Source organism: Streptomyces sp. NPDC059255 (assembly GCF_042752355.1).
Classification (GTDB): domain Bacteria; phylum Actinomycetota; class Actinomycetes; order Streptomycetales; family Streptomycetaceae; genus Streptomyces.
In genome coordinates this window covers 11,634-27,245 of record NZ_JBHYZP010000053.1, presented here as the reverse complement: position 1 = coordinate 27,245, position 15,612 = coordinate 11,634, and the positions used below count along the sequence as shown (strand labels likewise).

Below are 15,612 nucleotides of genomic sequence, written 5' to 3'. Positions count from 1 at the left end.
CCACACCACTGACAGCCGTCGCGCACCCCCGGGTTTCCGCAGGTCGCGGCCGCGCCGCCGCGACCGGTCCCGGCGTCACTCCACGCCGGGTCACCGCACAGGGAGTCACCCCACGCCCGGTCACTCCACACCGACGAGGAGCGGCGCGGACTGCCGGCCGCCCCGGTAGACCACCGTGTCGACGGCGAGGTGTCCCTCGCGTACGTAGCTCTCCAGGCGGGCGGCGAGCGTCTCGGGTACGTCCTCCCCGAGGACGAGCGTCACGAGTTCACCGCCCGCGGAGAGCATCCGGGAGAGCACCGTCTCGGCCGTGGCGGCGAGATCGGAGCCGATGACCGCGACGTCCCCGTCGATCAGGCCGAGGACGTCCCCGGCCTGGCAGATGCCCGCCATGGTCCAGGACTGGCGCTCCGCGACGGCCAGTTCGGCGTAGCGGGTGGCGCCGGCGGCGCTGGTCATCGCGACGACGTCCTCGTCGAAGCGGCGGTCGGGCTGGTGCACGGCGAGCGCGGCGATGCCCTGGACGGCGGCCCTGGTCGGGATGAGGGCCACGCGTACGCCTTCGGTACGGGCCTGCTCCGCGGCGGCGGCCGCGGTGTGCCGCAGTGCCTCGTCGTTCGGCATGAGGACCACCTCGCGGGCGTGCGCGCGCCGGATCGCCTCGACCAGTTCGCCGCTGGCGGGCGGCTCCCCGGGGCGCGCGAGGACGGTCGTCGCGCCGGCCTCGGCGCAGAGCCCGGCGAGGCCCTCGCCGGGGACGACCGCGACGACGGCGCGCTGGACGCGCGACTCCTCCGCGGCGGCGACGAAGTGGGTGATGCGGATGCGGTACGGACGACCCGCCTCGACGCCCGCCTCCACAGCGGCGCCGGCGTCGTCGACATGGACGTGCACGTTCCACAGTCCGTCGCCGCCGACGACCACCAGGGAGTTCCCGAGCCCGTCGAGCCGGGCCCGCAGCCGGGCCACGGCGGCGTCGTCCGCCTCCAGCAGATAGATCACCTCGAAGGCGGGCCCGCCCTCCGCGTCGCACGCCTCGGCGGCGGAGTCCGCCCCGACGGGGTTCTCCCGGCGGCGGTGGCCCGCCGGGAAGGGCGCGGGCGCGTCGCCCGTGAGACAGCGCACCAGCGCGCCCAGCACGGTGAGGAGCCCCCGGCCGCCCGCGTCGACGACGCCCGCGCGGCCGAGCACGTCGAGCTGGCCCGTGGTGGCGTCGAGCGCGGTGCGGGCGCCCGCGTACGCGGCCCGTACGGCCTCGGCCGTCCCCGCGCCGTGCGCGCCGTCCGCGCGCACCGCTGTCCCCGCCGCGTCAGCGGCGGCGCTCGCCACGCTCAGGATCGTGCCCTCCACGGGGTGCGCGACGGCCTCACGGGCCAGCTCGGCGGCGCGCCGCAGCGCCAGGGCCAGCCGGCGGCCGCCGTCCCCCTGGCCGCCCTCGCCCACCGCATCCCCGTCCGTCAGCACCTCGGCCATCCCGCGCAGCAGCTGCGCCAGGATCGTCCCGGAATTGCCCCGGGCGCCGATCAGCGCGCCGTGCGCCATGGCCCGTACGGCGTCGGCCGGAGCGGGCACGGAAGCGCCCGTCTCGTGCGCGGCGAACACCGCCTCGACCGCCTGTACGGCGGACTCCACGGTCAGATAGAGGTTGGTGCCGGTGTCACCGTCCGCGACCGGATAGACATTGATCGCGTCGATCTCCTCGCGCTCCCGGCCGAGGGCCTCCAGCGCCAGCGCGCACCAGCTCCGCACCGCTGCGGCGTCGAGGGTCTGCGGCACCTGCGGGGTCCTCCTCCGTCGGCTGGGGTGATGCGAGAAGGGTATAGTTTCCGGCTACCGAGGCAGTCGTTGTATGCTGCTGCGGTTGCCCGATGAGAGTCGGGCCAATCCCCCGGTAAAGCGACGTCGACGCCATCGATTCGTTCTGATTCGTTTCGTTGATCCAGCCACGCCGGATTTCTCTGTACGAGCATCTGAAGTCTTTGGAGTGACCCGTGGCTGCCAACTGCGACGTCTGTGGCAAGGGGCCGGGCTTCGGCAACAGCATTTCCCACTCGCACCGCCGTACGCCCCGTCGCTGGAACCCGAACATCCAGCGCGTGCGTGCCGTGGTCGGTCGGACGCCGAAGCGCCTCAATGTCTGCACATCGTGCATCAAGGCCGGCAAGGTCTCGCGCTGACGCCTGCGTCGTAGCGCAGCCCCTGCGGTTGCCTTGAAGAGCCGGTCCACCTCGGTGGACCGGCTCTTTGCCGTGTCCGGACAGTACGCCGCATTTCCAGGTCAGTACGCCGCCACTCCAGGTAGGTCCGGCGCCTCAGGCCCGGAAGCGCCAGGCGTGGTCCACCGGCCCGATCCCCGCGCCCAGCGCGAAGCCGTGCGCGATCGCGCCCGTCACGTACTCCTTGGCCGCCCCGACGGCCGCCACCACGTCCTGCCCGCCGGCCAGCCCCGCGGCGATCGCCGACGCGTAGGTGCACCCCGTGCCGTGCGTGTGCCGGTTGTCGTGGCGCGGCGCCCGCAGCCAGTGCTCCTCGGTGCCGTCGGTCAGCAGATCCACCGCGTCGCCCGGCAGATGCCCGCCCTTGATCAAGGCCCAGCGGGGCCCGAACTCCAGGACGGCGTGGGCCGCGCGCCGCAGATCCGTCTCGTCCGCCACCCGTACGCCGGTGAGCTGCGCCACTTCGTCCAGGTTCGGGGTGGCGACCGTCGCGGTCGGCAGCAGCCGCTGCCGTACGCCGTCCAGCGCCGAGGCGGCCAGCAGCGGATCACCGTGCTTGGAGACCCCGACCGGGTCGACGACCACGGGGACACCGGTCTCCGCGAGCAGTTCCGCCACGGCGTCGACGAGGACGGCCGAGGAGAGCATGCCGGTCTTCACGGCCTGCACCCCGATGTCGTCGACGACACTGCGGTACTGCGCCCGCACCGCCTCCACCGGCAGCTCCCAGGCGCCCTGGACGCCCCGGGAGTTCTGCGCCGTGACGGCGGTGAGCACGCTCATGCCGTGCGCGCCGAGGGCCAGCATCGTCTTGAGGTCCGCCTGGATGCCCGCACCGCCGCCGGAGTCGGATCCGGCGACGGTGAGAACACGGGGCGGCGCGGACACGGTTTTCGACATGTCCACGAATCTACGTGTCCTCGATGTCGCCGAAGTGGTCCCAGCCGCCCTTGCTGGTCCACGGGGCGCCGTCGACCGTCACCTGGGGCAGCGCGGAGGGATTGAGCACCTCCCCGATCACCTTCCAGCGCGCCGGGAGCTTCGCGTCGGCGGGGAACGTCGCGACGATCGCGTGGTCCTCTCCCCCGGTCAGCACCCACTGGAGCGGATCGACGCCGACCGCCTGGCCGATGTCGTTCATCTGCGAGGGGATGTCGATCAGACCGGACCGCAGGTCGATACGGACCTGGCTCGCCTCCGCGATGTGCCCGAGGTCCGCGACCAGCCCGTCACTGACATCGGTCATCGCGGTGGCGCCGAGTCCGGCCGCCGCCGGACCCGCGTGGTACGGCGGCTCCGGCCTGCGGTGCGCCTCCACGAAGGCACGGGGCGAGCGGAAGCCACGCGAGAGCACCGCGTGCCCCGCGGCCGACCAGCCCAACCACCCGGTGTAGGCGACGACATCGCCGGGCCGGGCGCCGGAGCGGGTCACCGGCTCGTGGTTGCGCAGATCACCCAGCGCGGTGATCGCGATGGTGATCGAGTCGCCGCGCACCACGTCGCCGCCGACCACGGCCGCCCCCGCGACCTGGCACTCGTCCCGGATGCCGTCCATCAGCTCGGTGGGCCAGGTGACCGGCAGTTCGGCCGGCACGACGAGACCGAGCAGCAGCGCGGTGGGCACCGCGCCCATCGCCGCGATGTCGGCGAGGTTCTGCGCTGCGGCCTTGCGGCCCACGTCGTACGCCGTCGACCAGTCGCGGCGGAAGTGCCGCCCTTCGAGGAGCAGATCCGTACTCGCCACGACCCTGCGGTCGGGGGCCGCCACGACCGCGGCGTCGTCGCCCGGCCCGAGCCGCACCGCCGGGGTGGTGGTGAGCCGGGACGTCAGCTCTCTGATGAGCCCGAACTCCCCCAACTCGCCCACGGTTCCCTTCACCGAGTCTCCCCTTCTCTTCGCTTCTCTTCACGCTTCGCCGGGCCGCGTCTGCGGTCGCGGTCCTCTACTGCTGCCGACACCGTCATCGGGCACGTCAACACGGCCGTACGCCGGACCATGCCCACGGGGCACGGCGCGTGGGCCGCGCCCCGCCCCGTACGTCGCGCGCGCATGGCACCCGCACACGTCAACGTGGATTTCCGTACGCCACCCCGCGGGCGCCACCGGGCGCCCGGGTCTCCCCGCGGCCCGCGGCGACGCGATACCGTGGCGTCTCTTTCCCCCACATGATCCTCGTGGCCGCCCTGGAGGTTCCGTGGTACAGGCGTACATCCTTATTCAGACCGAGGTGGGCAAGGCGACGACCGTCGCCGAGACCATCGCAAAGATTCCGGGAGTGATCCAGGCCGAGGACGTCACCGGCCCTTACGACGTGATCGTGCGGGCTCAGGCGGACACCGTCGATGAGCTCGGCCGCATGGTCGTCGCCAAGGTCCAGCAAGTAGAAGGCATCACCCGCACCCTGACCTGCCCGGTCGTACATCTCTAGACCGCCCCCGTCTACGCTTGGCCGGTGATACGTTCCCGTCGCCCGCTTCCCAGCCGCAGGCTATCCGGCCGTGCGTTCGCCCGCCTTCCCGCCGTCGCCGTTCTTCTGTCGGCGGCGGCGGGCTGTTCCTCCACGGACGCGGCGGTGTCGGTCACGGTTCCTACCCCCTCCCGACAGGAGGCGGTCCTCTGCCGTGCCCTGCACAAGGAGCTGCCCGACACCCTCGCGGACCTCGGCCGCGGCGATCCCGAGCCGGGCTCCGAACTGACCGCCGGGTGGGGGGACGGCGCGATCGTACTGCGCTGCGGAGTGCCCCGGCCCGCGGAAATGAGCGATCCGCAGGCGCAGGGCATCGACGCGAACGGCGTCAACTGGATGCTGGAGGAGCGGGACTCGGGGCCGCGGTTCACCACGACGTACCGCCAGACCTACGTGGAGGTCACGATGGACTCGCGGTTCGCCCATGACTCCACCCCGCTCGCGGGGCTGGCCGAGGCCGTCGAGAAGACGGTCCCGTCCAGCCTCTAGTGCCGGGAGGGGCACCCAGGAGCGCCGGACGCGCTCAGCGCAGGCCGGTCGGGCGGCGCAGCGCCGCCTGGATGAGCCGGTCCACCAGCTCCGCGTAGCCGACGCCGGTCTCCTGCCACATGCGCGGGTACATGGAGATGGGGGTGAAGCCCGGCATCGTGTTGATCTCGTTGATGACGAACTCGCCGTCCTCGGTGAGGAAGAAGTCCGCGCGGACCAGCCCCTCGCAGGACGTGGCCTCGAACGCCGCCACCGCGAGCCGGCGCACCTCCGCGGTCTCCTCCGGGGTGAGGGGGGCGGGCACCAGACCGGCGGCCGAGTCGATGTACTTTGCCTCGAAGTCGTAGAAGTCGTGCTCCGTGACCGGCGGGATCTCGGCCGGCACGCTGGCGCGCGGACCGTCCTCGAACTCCAGCACGCCGCACTCGATCTCGCGCCCGCGCAGCAGCGACTCCACCAGGATCTTGGGGTCGTGGCGGCGGGCCTCGGCGATCGCCTCGTCGAGCCCCGAGAGGTCGTCGACCTTGGTGATGCCCATGGAGGAGCCGCCCCGCGCGGGCTTCACGAAGAGCGGCCAGCCGTGCTCGGCGGCGAAGTCCACGATCTTCTTCCGGGCGGCGGCGCCCGGCACCCCGCTCCGGTCCCCGTCGGCGTCACTGTCCGGGACCAGCTCCCACTCGCGGGGCCGGATCACCACGTACGGGCCGACGGGCAGCCCGAAGGAGGTGAACACCCGCTTCATGTACTCCTTGTCCTGGCCGACGGCCGAGGCGAGGACACCCGCGCCGACGTACGGGATCCCGGAGAGCTCCAGCAGCCCCTGGAGGGTGCCGTCCTCCCCGTACGGGCCGTGCAGCACCGGGAAGACCACGTCGACGTCGCCCAGCACCTTGGGCACGGAGCCCGGTTCGCTGTAGACGACCTCGCGGCTGCCCGGGTCGACGGAGAGGACGACGGAGCCGTCCGTGGACTCGGCGATCTGCTCGACGCTCGGCAGGGCGCGGTCGGCGATGCCCATCCGCTCCGGGTCGTCGGCGGTGAGCGCCCAGCGGCCGTCGGTGGTGATCCCGATCGGGAGGACGTCGTACCTCGTACGGTCGATGGACCGCAGTACGGCGCCGGCCGTGACCACCGAGATGGCGTGCTCGGAACTGCGGCCGCCGAAGACGACGGCCACGCGAGGCTTGCGGAGCGGCTGCTCTGGGCGGGGCTCCGGGCTGTGCCCAAGGCTGCGCTCGGGGCTGTGGGAGGAGTTCTCGCTGCTCATATCGCGATGAGCGTACCTGCTGGTACCGCCCGAGTCAGCGTCGCTCGGGCTTGGCGCTGCGCGCCATCAGTTCTTTGAGCGCGACGAGCGGCGGCTTCCCGTTGTGCACGATGTCCACGACGGTTTCGGTGAGCGGCATGTCGACATCGTGGCGCCGCGCCAGATCCAGCACGGACTCACAGGACTTGACGCCCTCCGCGGTCTGTTCGGTGACCGCGATCGTCTCCTGGAGGGTCATGCCGCGGCCCAGGTTGGTGCCGAAGGTGTGGTTGCGGGAGAGCGGCGAGGAACAGGTGGCGATGAGATCGCCCATTCCGGCGAGTCCGGAGAAGGTGTGCGGGTCGGCGCCCATGGCGAGGCCGAGCCGGGTGGTCTCGGCGAGTCCCCGGGTCATCAGGGTCGCCTTGGAGTTGTCGCCGAGGCCCATCCCGTCCGCGATGCCGACGGCGAGACCGATCACGTTCTTGACGGCTCCGCCGAGTTCACAGCCGACGACATCCGTGTTGGTGTACGGGCGGAAGTAAGGCGTGTGGCAAGCGGCCTGGAGCCGCCGGGCGACCGCCTCGTCCACGCAGGCCACGACGGCGGCGGCGGGCATCCGGCCCGCGATCTCCTTGGCCAGGTTGGGGCCGGTGATGACGGCGACGCGCTCGGCCGGCGCCTTGGCGACCTCCTCGATCACCTCGCTCATCCGCTTGGCCGTGCCGAGTTCGACGCCCTTCATCAGGGAGACGAGGACGGTGTCGGAGGGCAGTACGGGGGCCCACCGCGCGAGGTTTCCGCGCAGCGTCTGCGAGGGCACCGTGAGCACCGTGAACTCGGCGCCGCGCGCGGCCTCGGCCGGGTCGGTGGTGGCCCGTACCCCCTCCGGGAGTTCGAAACCCGGCAGGTAGGCGGGGTTGGCCCGGGTGGTGTTGATGGTGTCGGCGATCTCGGGCCGGCGGCCCCAGATCGTCACCTCGCATCCCGCGTCGGCGAGGACCATGGCGAACGCCGTACCCCAAGAACCAGCTCCGAAGACGGCGACCCGCGTCACTTCGACCCCTCTTCCGCGGCCTTGCGCCGCTGTTCTTCCCTGGCCTTGCGGTAGTCGTACGAGACGGCGGGTACCGGCTCGCCACGTACCTCGGCCAGCAGTTCCGTGATCGCCGCCATGATGGCCTCGGTGGCCTCGCGCAGCAATTCGGGGTTGATCTCGCGGTCGTAGAAGCGCGACAGGTCGACGGGCGGGCCGACGAGGATCCGGTGGGTCTTGCGCGGGAACAGGTCGGGTTTCGTGGAGTACGGCGGGAGCAGGAGGTTGGCGCCCCACTGCGCGACGGGGATGACCGGGCACTTGGTCTGGAGGGCGACCCGGGCGACCCCGGTCTTGGCGCTCATGGGCCACATGTCGGGGTCGCGGGTCAGGGTGCCCTCGGGGTAGAACGCCACGCACTCGCCCCGCTCGACGGCGTCGATGGCGGCGCGGAAGGCGCTCAGCGCGTCGCTGGTCTCGCGGTAGACGGGGATCTGTCCCGTGCCGCGCATGACGGCTCCGATGAATCCCTTGGTGAAAAGGCCGTCCTTGGCGAGGAAGCGCGGAAGACGGCCGGTGTTGTACTGGAAGTGGGCGTAGGCGAACGGGTCGAGATGCGAATTGTGGTTCACCGCGGTGATGAATCCGCCGTCGGCCGGAATGTGCTCCGCACCCCGCCAGTCCCGCTTCAGGAGAAGGATCAGCGGCGGTTTTGCGATGGCCGCCGCCAGGCGGTACCAGAAGCCGATTCTACGGCGGGACACTCGAACACCTTCCTCTTCTCACCGGGCCCCCTGCCCGGCTGCCGGGGGTCAAGTGTGGCCCCGCTCCTCCGGTCTGTCGAGAACACCGTACGCCCCGGTCGGGGGACCGGCCCTGTGGCCTCGCGCGGTGCCGGGCCACAATAGAGGGCGGATACACATGGGCTGTACGCGGGCCACCGTGCGGGGCGGGAGAGACCTCCCGGGGACGGCCCCGGAACCGGGCGCGGGGACCTCCCCGGGGACGGACGCGGAGATGGACGGAGAGGCGGAGATGGACGAAGAGTTCGCCACGCGCACCGGCCCGGCCGCCGCGTGGTCCCTGGTGGTCCCGCTCAAGCCGCTCCGGATCGCGAAGAGCAGGCTCGCCGCGGCGACGGGCGAGGCGCTGCGCCCGCGCCTCGCCCTCGCGTTCGCGCTGGACACCGTGGCCGCGGCGCTGGCCTGCCCCGCCGTCCGTGAGGTCGCGGTGGTCACCGACGACCCCACGGCGGCGGCGGAGCTCTCCGCGCTGGGCGCGCGCATCGTCCCGGACACCCCGGCGGACGGCCTCAACGCGGCGCTCGCGCACGGGGCGCGGGCGGTCAGGGCGGTACGGCCAAGGGCGGCGGTGGCCGCGCTCAACGCGGATCTGCCGGCGCTCCGCCCGGCGGAACTGGCTCTCGTCCTCGCGGCGGCGGAGGATTTTCCGCGCGCTTTTCTCACGGACGCCGCGGGAATCGGTACGACTTTGCTGACGGCGGGACCCGGCGTGGAATTGAATCCGGCTTTCGGCGGCCCCTCCCGAATGGGACACATGTCGACAGGGGCGGTGGAAATACCTCTGGCCGGGGTGGATTCCGTACGGCGGGATGTCGATACCGGCGAGGATCTGCTGCGGGCGGCGGAGCTGGGCCTCGGCCCGCGCACGGCCCTGCGGTACGGGAGACGCGGCAGGGACGCGGCGTACGGGGAGTGCGGGGAGCGCCGGGGGCGCGAGGCGTGCGGGCCGCTCCCGGCGCCCGGTCCTGGCTGCTGAGGACCGGCGGCCCTGGCGATACGCTGCGGCTATGCAGGCGACCTCGTACACATACGATTCCGAGACCCGTTGCGGGAGTGTGCTGCTGGACGACGGCACCCCGGTGGAGTTCGACGCGGCGGCCTTCGACGCGGGCGGGCTGCGGCTGCTCCGGGTGGGACAGCGCGTACGGATCGAGACCGAGGGTCCGGGCGTGGCCGGGGGCGCGCCGTTCCGCATCACGCTGGTGACGCTCCAGACGCTCTGAGCCTCCGCGGTGCCCGCGTCCGCCGTGCCGCCCAGCCCGCCGCGCGGAACCGGCCCCGTAGCACTCCACAGCGCCCCGTACGCCGCGCGAACGCCGCGGGCCGGGCTCCCCGAGGGGAGCCCGGCCCGGCGCGTACGGCCCTGAACCGCTTCCTGCCTACTTCTTCCTGGCGACGGCCTTCTTCGCCGTGGTGGTGCGCGCGGTGGCCTTGCGCGCCGGGGCCTTCTTGGCGGTCGCCTTCTTGGCCGGCGCGGTCTTCTTCGCGGTGGCCTTCTTGGCGGTGCCGGTGGCCTTCTTGGCGGTCTTCTTCGCCGTGGCGGTGGTCTTCTTGGCCGTGGTCTTCTTCGCCGCGGCGCTGGTCTTCTTCGCCGTGGTCTTGGCGGCCGTGGTCCTCTTGACCGCGGTCTTCTTCGCCGCCGTGGCCGCCTTCTTGGCTGTGGCCTTCTTGGCCGCGGCCTTGACCGTCGTCCGAGCGGAAACCCCGCCCGAGAGGCTGCCCTTGGGGGCCTTCTTGACGGCCACGTCGTTCTTCGGGAGCTTCTTCGAGCCGCTGACGAGGTCCTTGAATCCCTGGCCCGCGCGGAACCGCGGCACCGAGGTCTTCTTGACCCGTACGCGCTCGCCCGTCTGCGGGTTACGGGCGTAACGCGCCGGGCGGTCGACCTTCTCGAACGAACCGAAGCCGGTGACCGAGACCCGGTCCCCGGCGACCACCGCGCGGACGATCGCGTCGAGTACCGCGTCGACCGCGTCCGCGGCCTGCTGACGGCCGCCGACCTTGTCCGCAATCGCTTCTACGAGCTGCGCCTTGTTCACGTCTTCCCCTTCGGAGACATTGCCAGAACGAAAGTGTTCAAGCTTTTTCGCACGTTAGGCAGATATATACCGCAAATCAAACACGAAACGGGCTAATCACCCTAGTGCCGCAACGAAGTCGGCCCGGCGGAGTTCCGCGGAGGGTCAGGGACCTTCCGGAAAACGACCCTCGTCCAGGTCCTTCATCAAGCGGTCCAGACGCCGTGCCGCGTCCGGGAGATCGTGTTTCGCCGCGGCCGTGATGACCAGCAGCTTCCGGGAGAGAGCAAGCCGCACACCCTCCGGGACCTGCAGTGCACGCACCTTCGCGTGCGCATCTTTGAGTTGTTCGGCGACTAACCCGTAGAGCTTGAGTTGGTTGTCGCGTTCCATGCGCCGATTGTGCCATCTAGGGCGAGTTGTCGCCCGACAGGGGCTCAACAAGCAACTGCACCCCCTACCTGGAGGTAGGGGGTGCAGTAGGGGAAACGCGCTGATCAGGCGGCAATTGTGCGTGGTTTGAAGGACGGCCTGGAGGCCTCGTACGCGGCGATGTCGGACTCGTTCTGAAGGGTGAGGCTGATGTCGTCGAGCCCGTTCAGCAACCGCCAGCGGGCGTTCTCGTCAAGCTCGAAATCGGCCACAAGCTCTGCTCCGTCGGGGGCGGTCGCGCGGACCTGGCGCTGCTCCAGGTCGACCGTGACCTCCGCCGTGGGGTCGCTCTCGGTGATCGCCCAGAGGGCGTCCACGACGGACTGCTCCAGCACGACGGTCAGCAGGCCGTTCTTGAGCGAGTTACCCCGGAAGATGTCCGCGAACCGCGAGGAGACGACGGCCTTGAAGCCGTAGTTCTGCAGGGCCCAGACGGCGTGTTCCCGGGACGACCCCGTACCGAAGTCGGGTCCGGCGACCAGGACCGAGGCCCCGGCGTACTCGGGGCGGTTGAGGACGAAGGACGGGTCCTTGCGCCATGCCTCGAACAGCCCGTCCTCGAACCCGTCCCTGGTGACCTTCTTGAGCCAGTGGGCGGGGATGATCTGGTCGGTGTCGACGTTGCTGCGGCGCAGCGGGACGGCGGGACCGGTGTGGGTGGTGAAGGCTTCCATGGTTATCGCGCTCCAGCGGGCGTACGGTCGCCGGCACCGGCGTCGGACAGATCGGCGGGCGAGGCCAGGTGGCCCAGCACGGCGGTGGCGGCGGCGACCTGGGGGGAGACGAGATGCGTACGGCCGCCCTTGCCCTGCCTGCCCTCGAAGTTACGGTTGGACGTGGACGCGGAGCGCTCGCCGGGCGCGAGTTGGTCGGGGTTCATGCCCAGACACATCGAACAGCCCGCGTGCCGCCATTCGGCACCCGCGGCGGTGAACACCTTGTCCAGGCCCTCCGCGACGGCCTGGAGGGCGACCCGTACGGAGCCGGGGACGACCAGCATCCGTACGCCGTCGGCGACTTTGCGGCCCTCCAGGAGGGTGGCGGCCGAGCGCAGGTCCTCGATACGGCCGTTGGTGCAGGAGCCCACGAAGACGGTGTCGACCCTGATGTCGCGCAGCGCCTGCCCGGCGGTCAACCCCATGTACTCCAGGGCCTTTTCCGCGGCGAGGCGCTCCGAGGCGTCCTCGTACGAAGCCGGGTCGGGGACGTGCGCGGAGAGCGGCAGGCCCTGGCCCGGGTTGGTGCCCCAGGTGACGAACGGGGCCAGTTCCTCGGCCTTGATGAAGACCTCGGCGTCGAAGACCGCGTCGTCGTCGGTGCGCAGCGTCTTCCAGTACGCGACGGCCGCGTCCCAGTCGGCGCCCTGGGGGGCGTGGTCGCGGCCCTTGAGGTAGTCGAAGGTGGTCGCGTCCGGGGCGATCATGCCCGCCCTGGCGCCGGCCTCGATGGACATGTTGCAGATGGTCATCCGGGACTCCATCGAGAGTTTCTCGATGGCGGAGCCACGGTATTCGAGGATGTAGCCCTGGCCGCCGCCGGTGCCGATCTTCGCGATGATCGCGAGAATCAGGTCCTTGGCGGAGACGTCGGCGGGCAGTTCGCCCTCGACCGTGATGGCCATGGTCTTGGGGCGGGCCAGCGGCAGCGTCTGGGTCGCGAGGACGTGCTCGACCTGGCTGGTGCCGATGCCGAACGCGAGCGCGCCGAAGGCGCCGTGGGTGGAGGTGTGACTGTCGCCGCAGACCACGGTGGTGCCGGGCTGGGTCAGGCCGAGCTGCGGGCCCACGACGTGGACGACGCCCTGCTCGACGTCGCCCAGCGGGTGCAGCCGTACGCCGAACTCGGCGCAGTTCTTGCGCAGGGTCTCCAACTGGACGCGGGAGACGGGGTCCGCGATGGGCTTGTCGATGTCGAGGGTCGGGGTGTTGTGGTCCTCGGTCGCGATGGTGAGGTCGAGCCGCCGGACCCGCCGTCCGTTCTGGCGGAGGCCGTCGAACGCCTGGGGGCTGGTCACCTCGTGCAGCAGGTGCAGATCGATGAAGAGAAGGTCGGGCTCGCCCTCCGCGCGCCGGACGACATGATCGTCCCAGACCTTCTCCGCGAGTGTCCTACCCATCGCTTTCCCTCCGGCCGGCCTCGTGTGGCCGGCACTCCTAGAGATATGTGGGCCCACGTCCGTACCCCACGCACCGGACGTCGGCGGGGAACCCTTGGTCCTGGGTCCGTACCCCGCGGGCCCGGTTCCGCGGGCCCGTACCTACAGGTTGGCAACTTCCCCGGAAAATTGAACTTGCGTTTCACAGAGTGAGACGCGAGTATCGTTTCATGGACAACTCTAGCGGCGTCGGCGTACTCGACAAGGCGGCTCTGGTATTGAGCGCCCTGGAGTCCGGTCCGGCCACCCTCGCCGGGCTGGTCGCGGCGACCGGGCTCGCACGACCCACGGCACACCGGCTGGCCGTGGCTCTGGAACACCACCGGCTGGTGGCGAGGGACATGCAGGGCCGGTTCATCCTCGGCCCCCGGCTGGCCGAGCTGGCCGCGGCGGCCGGTGAGGACCGCCTGCTGGCGACGGCGGGACCGGTCCTCACGCACCTGCGGGACCTGACCGGGGAGAGCGCGCAGCTCTACCGCCGCCAGGGCGACATGCGGATATGCGTGGCGGCGGCGGAGCGGCTCTCGGGGCTGCGGGACACCGTCCCGGTCGGCTCCACCCTGACCATGAAGGCGGGCTCGTCGGCCCAGATCCTGATGGCCTGGGAGGAGCCGGAGCGGCTGCACCGCGGTCTCCAGGGGGCCCGATTCACGGCGACGGCGCTCTCGGGCGTACGGCGCAGGGGCTGGGCCCAGTCGATCGGCGAGCGGGAGCCGGGCGTGGCCTCGGTCTCGGCGCCGGTACGGGGCCCGTCGAACCGGGTGGTCGCGGCCGTCTCGGTATCCGGACCGATCGAGCGCCTGACGCGTCACCCGGGCCGGATGCACGCCCAGGCCGTGATAGACGCGGCGGGGCGGCTGAGCGAGGCCCTGCGCCGCGCGAGCTGACACCCTCACCACCAGGACGGCGACCGTCCCGTTCGCCACTCCACTCCCCAGGGCCGCTCCAGCGCCGCAGCGGCCCGCCCGATCACCTTCCCTGCCGTCCCCGGTCAGGGACGCATCGCAGAGCTACGAGGCGAGCCGGTCGGCCGCGCGCTCACCGCGTCTGCCCACCGGGACCACCCCGCTCGCCGCGCCGAGTCCGAACGCCGGCATGTTGACGTAGATGCTCTCGTACGAGCCGGCGGGGACCACATAGGTCTCGTGCCAGAACCCCACCCCGTCCCGCCCCTCGCGCACCCGGCGGTTGAACTCCGCCCAGGCCGGACGGTGCTCCTTGTCCGGCGCCGCCGCGTACGCGAGCAGCTTCTCCTGGGACTCCCAGTACTGGACGACGTACACGAGACGCGGGCCGCCCAGCAGGACCCGGGCGGATATCAGCCCGCCGGAACGGTCCCGGGCCAGTTCTTTCAGCATCCGCGGCATGGCCCTGGCCACCGGCCACCAGTCGCGCGGCGAGCGGAACTTGTTGACGCGCATCCCGATCAGGAACACGACCACCCCCTGACCGGCATCGGCGGTCACCCGGCCCTCGATCACTTTCGCGCCCATGTCGATCTCCTCGCTCGCTGTTCCATGACCTGCCCCTGGATTGGATAGCTCGACTATCCATGATTGGATAGTGCCACTGTCCAATGAAAGGTGCAACCGGGATGCGCATGGCGGAGCTGAGTGAGCGGAGCGGGGTCCCCACCGCCACGATCAAGTACTACTTGCGCGAGGGACTGCTCCGGCCCGGCCGCCGGATCAACGCCACGCAGGCCGCGTACGACGAGGAGCACCTGCGCAGACTGCGGCTGGTCAGGGCGTTGATCCAGGTGGGCCGGATGCCGGTGGCGACGGCGCGCGAGGTCCTGGTGGCGGTGGAGGACGAGTCGCTCGACCGGCACAGCCGGATCGGCGCGGCGGTCTGGTCGCTCCCCGAGAGCCCGGCCGGCGCCGTGGAGACCGTTCCCGACGCTGCGGGCGAGGCCGCCGAACAGCAGGCGGTCGAGTTGCTGGAAAGGCTCGGCTGGGACTTCGGCTACGCGGCACGGGACGACTCCCCTCCGTACCGGATGCTCGTCGACGCCCTCGCCGCCCTGGAGCGGAGCGGGTACCCGTGCGTCATGGAGGACCTGCTCGCGTACGGGCGTTCCGCCGGCCAACTCGGCACCGTGGACCTGGACATGATCGAGCGGTACGAGCCGGGGACCCGGCAGGTCGAGGCGGCGGTGGCGGGGACGGTGCTGTACGAACCGGTGTTGCTGAGCCTGCGGAGGCTCGCACAGGCGGAGGAGTCCAACCGGCGCTTCGGTGACGGCGGTTGAGGAGCGGAGGCGCGGCCGAAAGCATGGCCGGGGCAACGAAAAGACCCTCCCCGAGGGGAGGGTCTTCATCGGGCTCAGTCTTGCGTTGGTACCCCCGACCGGATTCGAACCGGCGCTACTGCCGTGAGAGGGCAGCGTGCTAGGCCGCTACACAACGGGGGCATGGCCCTGAGCCAAGCTGGGCTACCAGGACTCGAACCTAGAACAACGGAACCAGAAACCGTCGTGTTGCCAATTACACCATAGCCCATGGTGATTCTTGAGAATCAGTACCCCCGACCGGATTCGAACCGGCGCTACTGCCGTGAGAGGGCAGCGTGCTAGGCCGCTACACAACGGGGGCCCTAGCGATCCTGCATCAACGCATCCGGGTGCGACCCGAAGACGTCGGAGAGAAGGATCTGTACCCCCGACCGGATTCGAACCGGCGCTACTGCCGTGAGAGGGCAGCGTGCTAGGCCGCTACACAACGGGGGCGTTGCAGATACAGTCTGCGCT

The 15,612-nt window shown here is 71.1% G+C and carries 18 protein-coding genes and 4 tRNA genes; 7 read left to right on the top strand and 15 right to left on the bottom strand.

Annotation, left to right across the window (positions count from 1 at the left end; all coding sequences use genetic code 11):
* Positions 1-120: 120 nt before the first annotated feature.
* Positions 121-1,776 carry a DAK2 domain-containing protein gene (locus tag ACFXKG_RS38085; RefSeq protein WP_384849182.1) on the bottom strand — a complete coding sequence of 552 codons (1,656 nt, stop codon included), beginning with the start codon at positions 1,774-1,776 and terminating at the stop codon, positions 121-123.
* 215 nt (positions 1,777-1,991) lie between these two features.
* On the opposite strand from ACFXKG_RS38085, the gene rpmB reads away from it, so the two are divergent.
* Positions 1,992-2,177, top strand: a complete 186-nt coding sequence (rpmB, locus tag ACFXKG_RS38080) for a 50S ribosomal protein L28 (protein ID WP_028426177.1) — start codon at positions 1,992-1,994, stop codon at positions 2,175-2,177.
* Positions 2,178-2,312: 135 nt separating this feature from the next.
* Here rpmB and thiD read toward each other — a convergent pair whose 3' ends face one another.
* Both thiD and ACFXKG_RS38070 read right to left on the bottom strand, forming a co-directional pair.
* Complete coding sequence (gene thiD, locus ACFXKG_RS38075) at positions 2,313-3,116, bottom strand: bifunctional hydroxymethylpyrimidine kinase/phosphomethylpyrimidine kinase (protein WP_384849179.1); 804 nt, start codon at positions 3,114-3,116, stop codon at positions 2,313-2,315.
* 10 nt (positions 3,117-3,126) lie between these two features.
* Positions 3,127-4,095 (bottom strand): thiamine-phosphate kinase, encoded by a 969-nt coding sequence (locus ACFXKG_RS38070; protein ID WP_365812275.1) that lies wholly within the window; start codon positions 4,093-4,095, stop codon positions 3,127-3,129.
* Positions 4,096-4,411: 316 nt separating this feature from the next.
* Here ACFXKG_RS38070 and ACFXKG_RS38065 point away from each other — a divergent pair, with 316 nt between their 5' ends.
* Both ACFXKG_RS38065 and ACFXKG_RS38060 read left to right on the top strand, forming a co-directional pair.
* Positions 4,412-4,645: an Lrp/AsnC ligand binding domain-containing protein gene (locus tag ACFXKG_RS38065; RefSeq protein ID WP_329823058.1), complete on the top strand. Its 234-nt coding sequence runs from the start codon at positions 4,412-4,414 to the stop codon at positions 4,643-4,645.
* Between the two features lie 105 nt (positions 4,646-4,750).
* Positions 4,751-5,173: a DUF3515 domain-containing protein gene (locus ACFXKG_RS38060; RefSeq protein WP_384849221.1), complete on the top strand. Its 423-nt coding sequence runs from the start codon at positions 4,751-4,753 to the stop codon at positions 5,171-5,173.
* 34 nt (positions 5,174-5,207) lie between these two features.
* On the opposite strand, the gene ACFXKG_RS38055 is transcribed toward ACFXKG_RS38060, so the two are convergent.
* From ACFXKG_RS38055 to ACFXKG_RS38045, 3 genes are read right to left on the bottom strand one after another with little or no spacing between them, the layout of a single operon-like run.
* Positions 5,208-6,440 (bottom strand): D-alanine--D-alanine ligase family protein, encoded by a 1,233-nt coding sequence (locus ACFXKG_RS38055; RefSeq protein WP_384849175.1) that lies wholly within the window; start codon positions 6,438-6,440, stop codon positions 5,208-5,210.
* A 34-nt stretch (positions 6,441-6,474) separates the two neighbouring features.
* Positions 6,475-7,476, bottom strand: coding sequence for an NAD(P)H-dependent glycerol-3-phosphate dehydrogenase (locus tag ACFXKG_RS38050; protein WP_384849172.1), 1,002 nt, complete (start codon positions 7,474-7,476; stop codon positions 6,475-6,477).
* The gene (locus ACFXKG_RS38045; RefSeq protein ID WP_384849169.1) at positions 7,473-8,219 is read right to left on the bottom strand and encodes a lysophospholipid acyltransferase family protein; all 747 of its coding nucleotides are present in this window, start codon (positions 8,217-8,219) and stop codon (positions 7,473-7,475) included. The genes ACFXKG_RS38050 and ACFXKG_RS38045 overlap by 4 nt, the downstream gene beginning before the upstream one ends.
* 271 nt (positions 8,220-8,490) lie before the next feature.
* Here ACFXKG_RS38045 and cofC point away from each other — a divergent pair, with 271 nt between their 5' ends.
* Together cofC and ACFXKG_RS38035 are read left to right on the top strand one after the other, a co-directional pair.
* Complete coding sequence (cofC, locus tag ACFXKG_RS38040; protein ID WP_384849166.1) at positions 8,491-9,234, top strand: 2-phospho-L-lactate guanylyltransferase; 744 nt, start codon at positions 8,491-8,493, stop codon at positions 9,232-9,234.
* Between the two features lie 31 nt (positions 9,235-9,265).
* A complete protein-coding gene (locus ACFXKG_RS38035) occupies positions 9,266-9,481 on the top strand; it encodes a hypothetical protein (RefSeq protein ID WP_384849163.1) in 216 nt (71 codons plus the stop codon).
* A 156-nt stretch (positions 9,482-9,637) separates the two neighbouring features.
* Here ACFXKG_RS38035 and ACFXKG_RS38030 read toward each other — a convergent pair whose 3' ends face one another.
* The 4 genes from ACFXKG_RS38030 to leuC all read right to left on the bottom strand — a co-directional run bounded on the left by ACFXKG_RS38030 (position 9,638) and on the right by leuC (position 12,824).
* On the bottom strand, positions 9,638-10,297 hold the full coding sequence (locus ACFXKG_RS38030; protein ID WP_382892446.1) for an HU family DNA-binding protein: 660 nt from the start codon (positions 10,295-10,297) through the stop codon (positions 9,638-9,640).
* Positions 10,298-10,441: 144 nt separating this feature from the next.
* Positions 10,442-10,669 carry a hypothetical protein gene (locus ACFXKG_RS38025; protein ID WP_365812287.1) on the bottom strand — a complete coding sequence of 76 codons (228 nt, stop codon included), beginning with the start codon at positions 10,667-10,669 and terminating at the stop codon, positions 10,442-10,444.
* A gap of 104 nt (positions 10,670-10,773) precedes the next feature.
* A complete protein-coding gene (leuD, locus tag ACFXKG_RS38020) occupies positions 10,774-11,382 on the bottom strand; it encodes a 3-isopropylmalate dehydratase small subunit (RefSeq protein ID WP_384849158.1) in 609 nt (202 codons plus the stop codon).
* Positions 11,383-11,384: 2 nt separating this feature from the next.
* Positions 11,385-12,824, bottom strand: a complete 1,440-nt coding sequence (gene leuC, locus ACFXKG_RS38015) for a 3-isopropylmalate dehydratase large subunit (RefSeq protein ID WP_384849155.1) — start codon at positions 12,822-12,824, stop codon at positions 11,385-11,387.
* 209 nt (positions 12,825-13,033) lie between these two features.
* On the opposite strand from leuC, the gene ndgR reads away from it, so the two are divergent.
* The gene (gene ndgR / locus ACFXKG_RS38010; protein WP_329823068.1) at positions 13,034-13,750 is read left to right on the top strand and encodes an IclR family transcriptional regulator NdgR; all 717 of its coding nucleotides are present in this window, start codon (positions 13,034-13,036) and stop codon (positions 13,748-13,750) included.
* Positions 13,751-13,873: 123 nt separating this feature from the next.
* Here the strand turns inward: ndgR and ACFXKG_RS38005 are convergent, their stop codons facing one another.
* The gene (locus ACFXKG_RS38005) at positions 13,874-14,356 is read right to left on the bottom strand and encodes a DUF4188 domain-containing protein (RefSeq protein ID WP_384849152.1); all 483 of its coding nucleotides are present in this window, start codon (positions 14,354-14,356) and stop codon (positions 13,874-13,876) included.
* Between the two features lie 101 nt (positions 14,357-14,457).
* On the opposite strand from ACFXKG_RS38005, the gene ACFXKG_RS38000 reads away from it, so the two are divergent.
* Positions 14,458-15,114: a MerR family transcriptional regulator gene (locus ACFXKG_RS38000; RefSeq protein WP_384849149.1), complete on the top strand. Its 657-nt coding sequence runs from the start codon at positions 14,458-14,460 to the stop codon at positions 15,112-15,114.
* A gap of 86 nt (positions 15,115-15,200) precedes the next feature.
* Here the strand turns inward: ACFXKG_RS38000 and ACFXKG_RS37995 are convergent.
* The 4 genes from ACFXKG_RS37995 to ACFXKG_RS37980 all read right to left on the bottom strand — a co-directional run bounded on the left by ACFXKG_RS37995 (position 15,201) and on the right by ACFXKG_RS37980 (position 15,591).
* Positions 15,201-15,276 (bottom strand) — tRNA-Glu (locus ACFXKG_RS37995).
* A gap of 16 nt (positions 15,277-15,292) precedes the next feature.
* A tRNA-Gln gene (locus tag ACFXKG_RS37990) sits at positions 15,293-15,364 on the bottom strand.
* A 20-nt stretch (positions 15,365-15,384) separates the two neighbouring features.
* Positions 15,385-15,457: transfer RNA gene (locus ACFXKG_RS37985), tRNA-Glu, on the bottom strand.
* A 61-nt stretch (positions 15,458-15,518) separates the two neighbouring features.
* Positions 15,519-15,591: transfer RNA gene (locus ACFXKG_RS37980), tRNA-Glu, on the bottom strand.
* Positions 15,592-15,612 lie beyond the last annotated feature (21 nt).

Excerpts from the sequence above, each read along its gene's own strand:
- thiD (WP_384849179.1), bottom strand. The coding sequence starts at position 3,116 with ATGTCGAAAACCGTGTCCGCGCCGCCCCGTGTTCTCACCGTCGCCGGA.
- ACFXKG_RS38055 (WP_384849175.1), bottom strand. The coding sequence starts at position 6,440 with ATGAGCAGCGAGAACTCCTCCCACAGCCCCGAGCGCAGCCTTGGGCAC.
- cofC (WP_384849166.1), top strand. The coding sequence starts at position 8,491 with ATGGACGAAGAGTTCGCCACGCGCACCGGCCCGGCCGCCGCGTGGTCC.
- ACFXKG_RS38035 (WP_384849163.1), top strand. The coding sequence starts at position 9,266 with ATGCAGGCGACCTCGTACACATACGATTCCGAGACCCGTTGCGGGAGT.
- ACFXKG_RS38025 (WP_365812287.1), bottom strand. The coding sequence starts at position 10,669 with ATGGAACGCGACAACCAACTCAAGCTCTACGGGTTAGTCGCCGAACAA.
- leuD (WP_384849158.1), bottom strand. The coding sequence starts at position 11,382 with ATGGAAGCCTTCACCACCCACACCGGTCCCGCCGTCCCGCTGCGCCGC.
- leuC (WP_384849155.1), bottom strand. The coding sequence starts at position 12,824 with ATGGGTAGGACACTCGCGGAGAAGGTCTGGGACGATCATGTCGTCCGG.
- ndgR (WP_329823068.1), top strand. The coding sequence starts at position 13,034 with ATGGACAACTCTAGCGGCGTCGGCGTACTCGACAAGGCGGCTCTGGTA.
- ACFXKG_RS38005 (WP_384849152.1), bottom strand. The coding sequence starts at position 14,356 with ATGGGCGCGAAAGTGATCGAGGGCCGGGTGACCGCCGATGCCGGTCAG.
- ACFXKG_RS38000 (WP_384849149.1), top strand. The coding sequence starts at position 14,458 with ATGCGCATGGCGGAGCTGAGTGAGCGGAGCGGGGTCCCCACCGCCACG.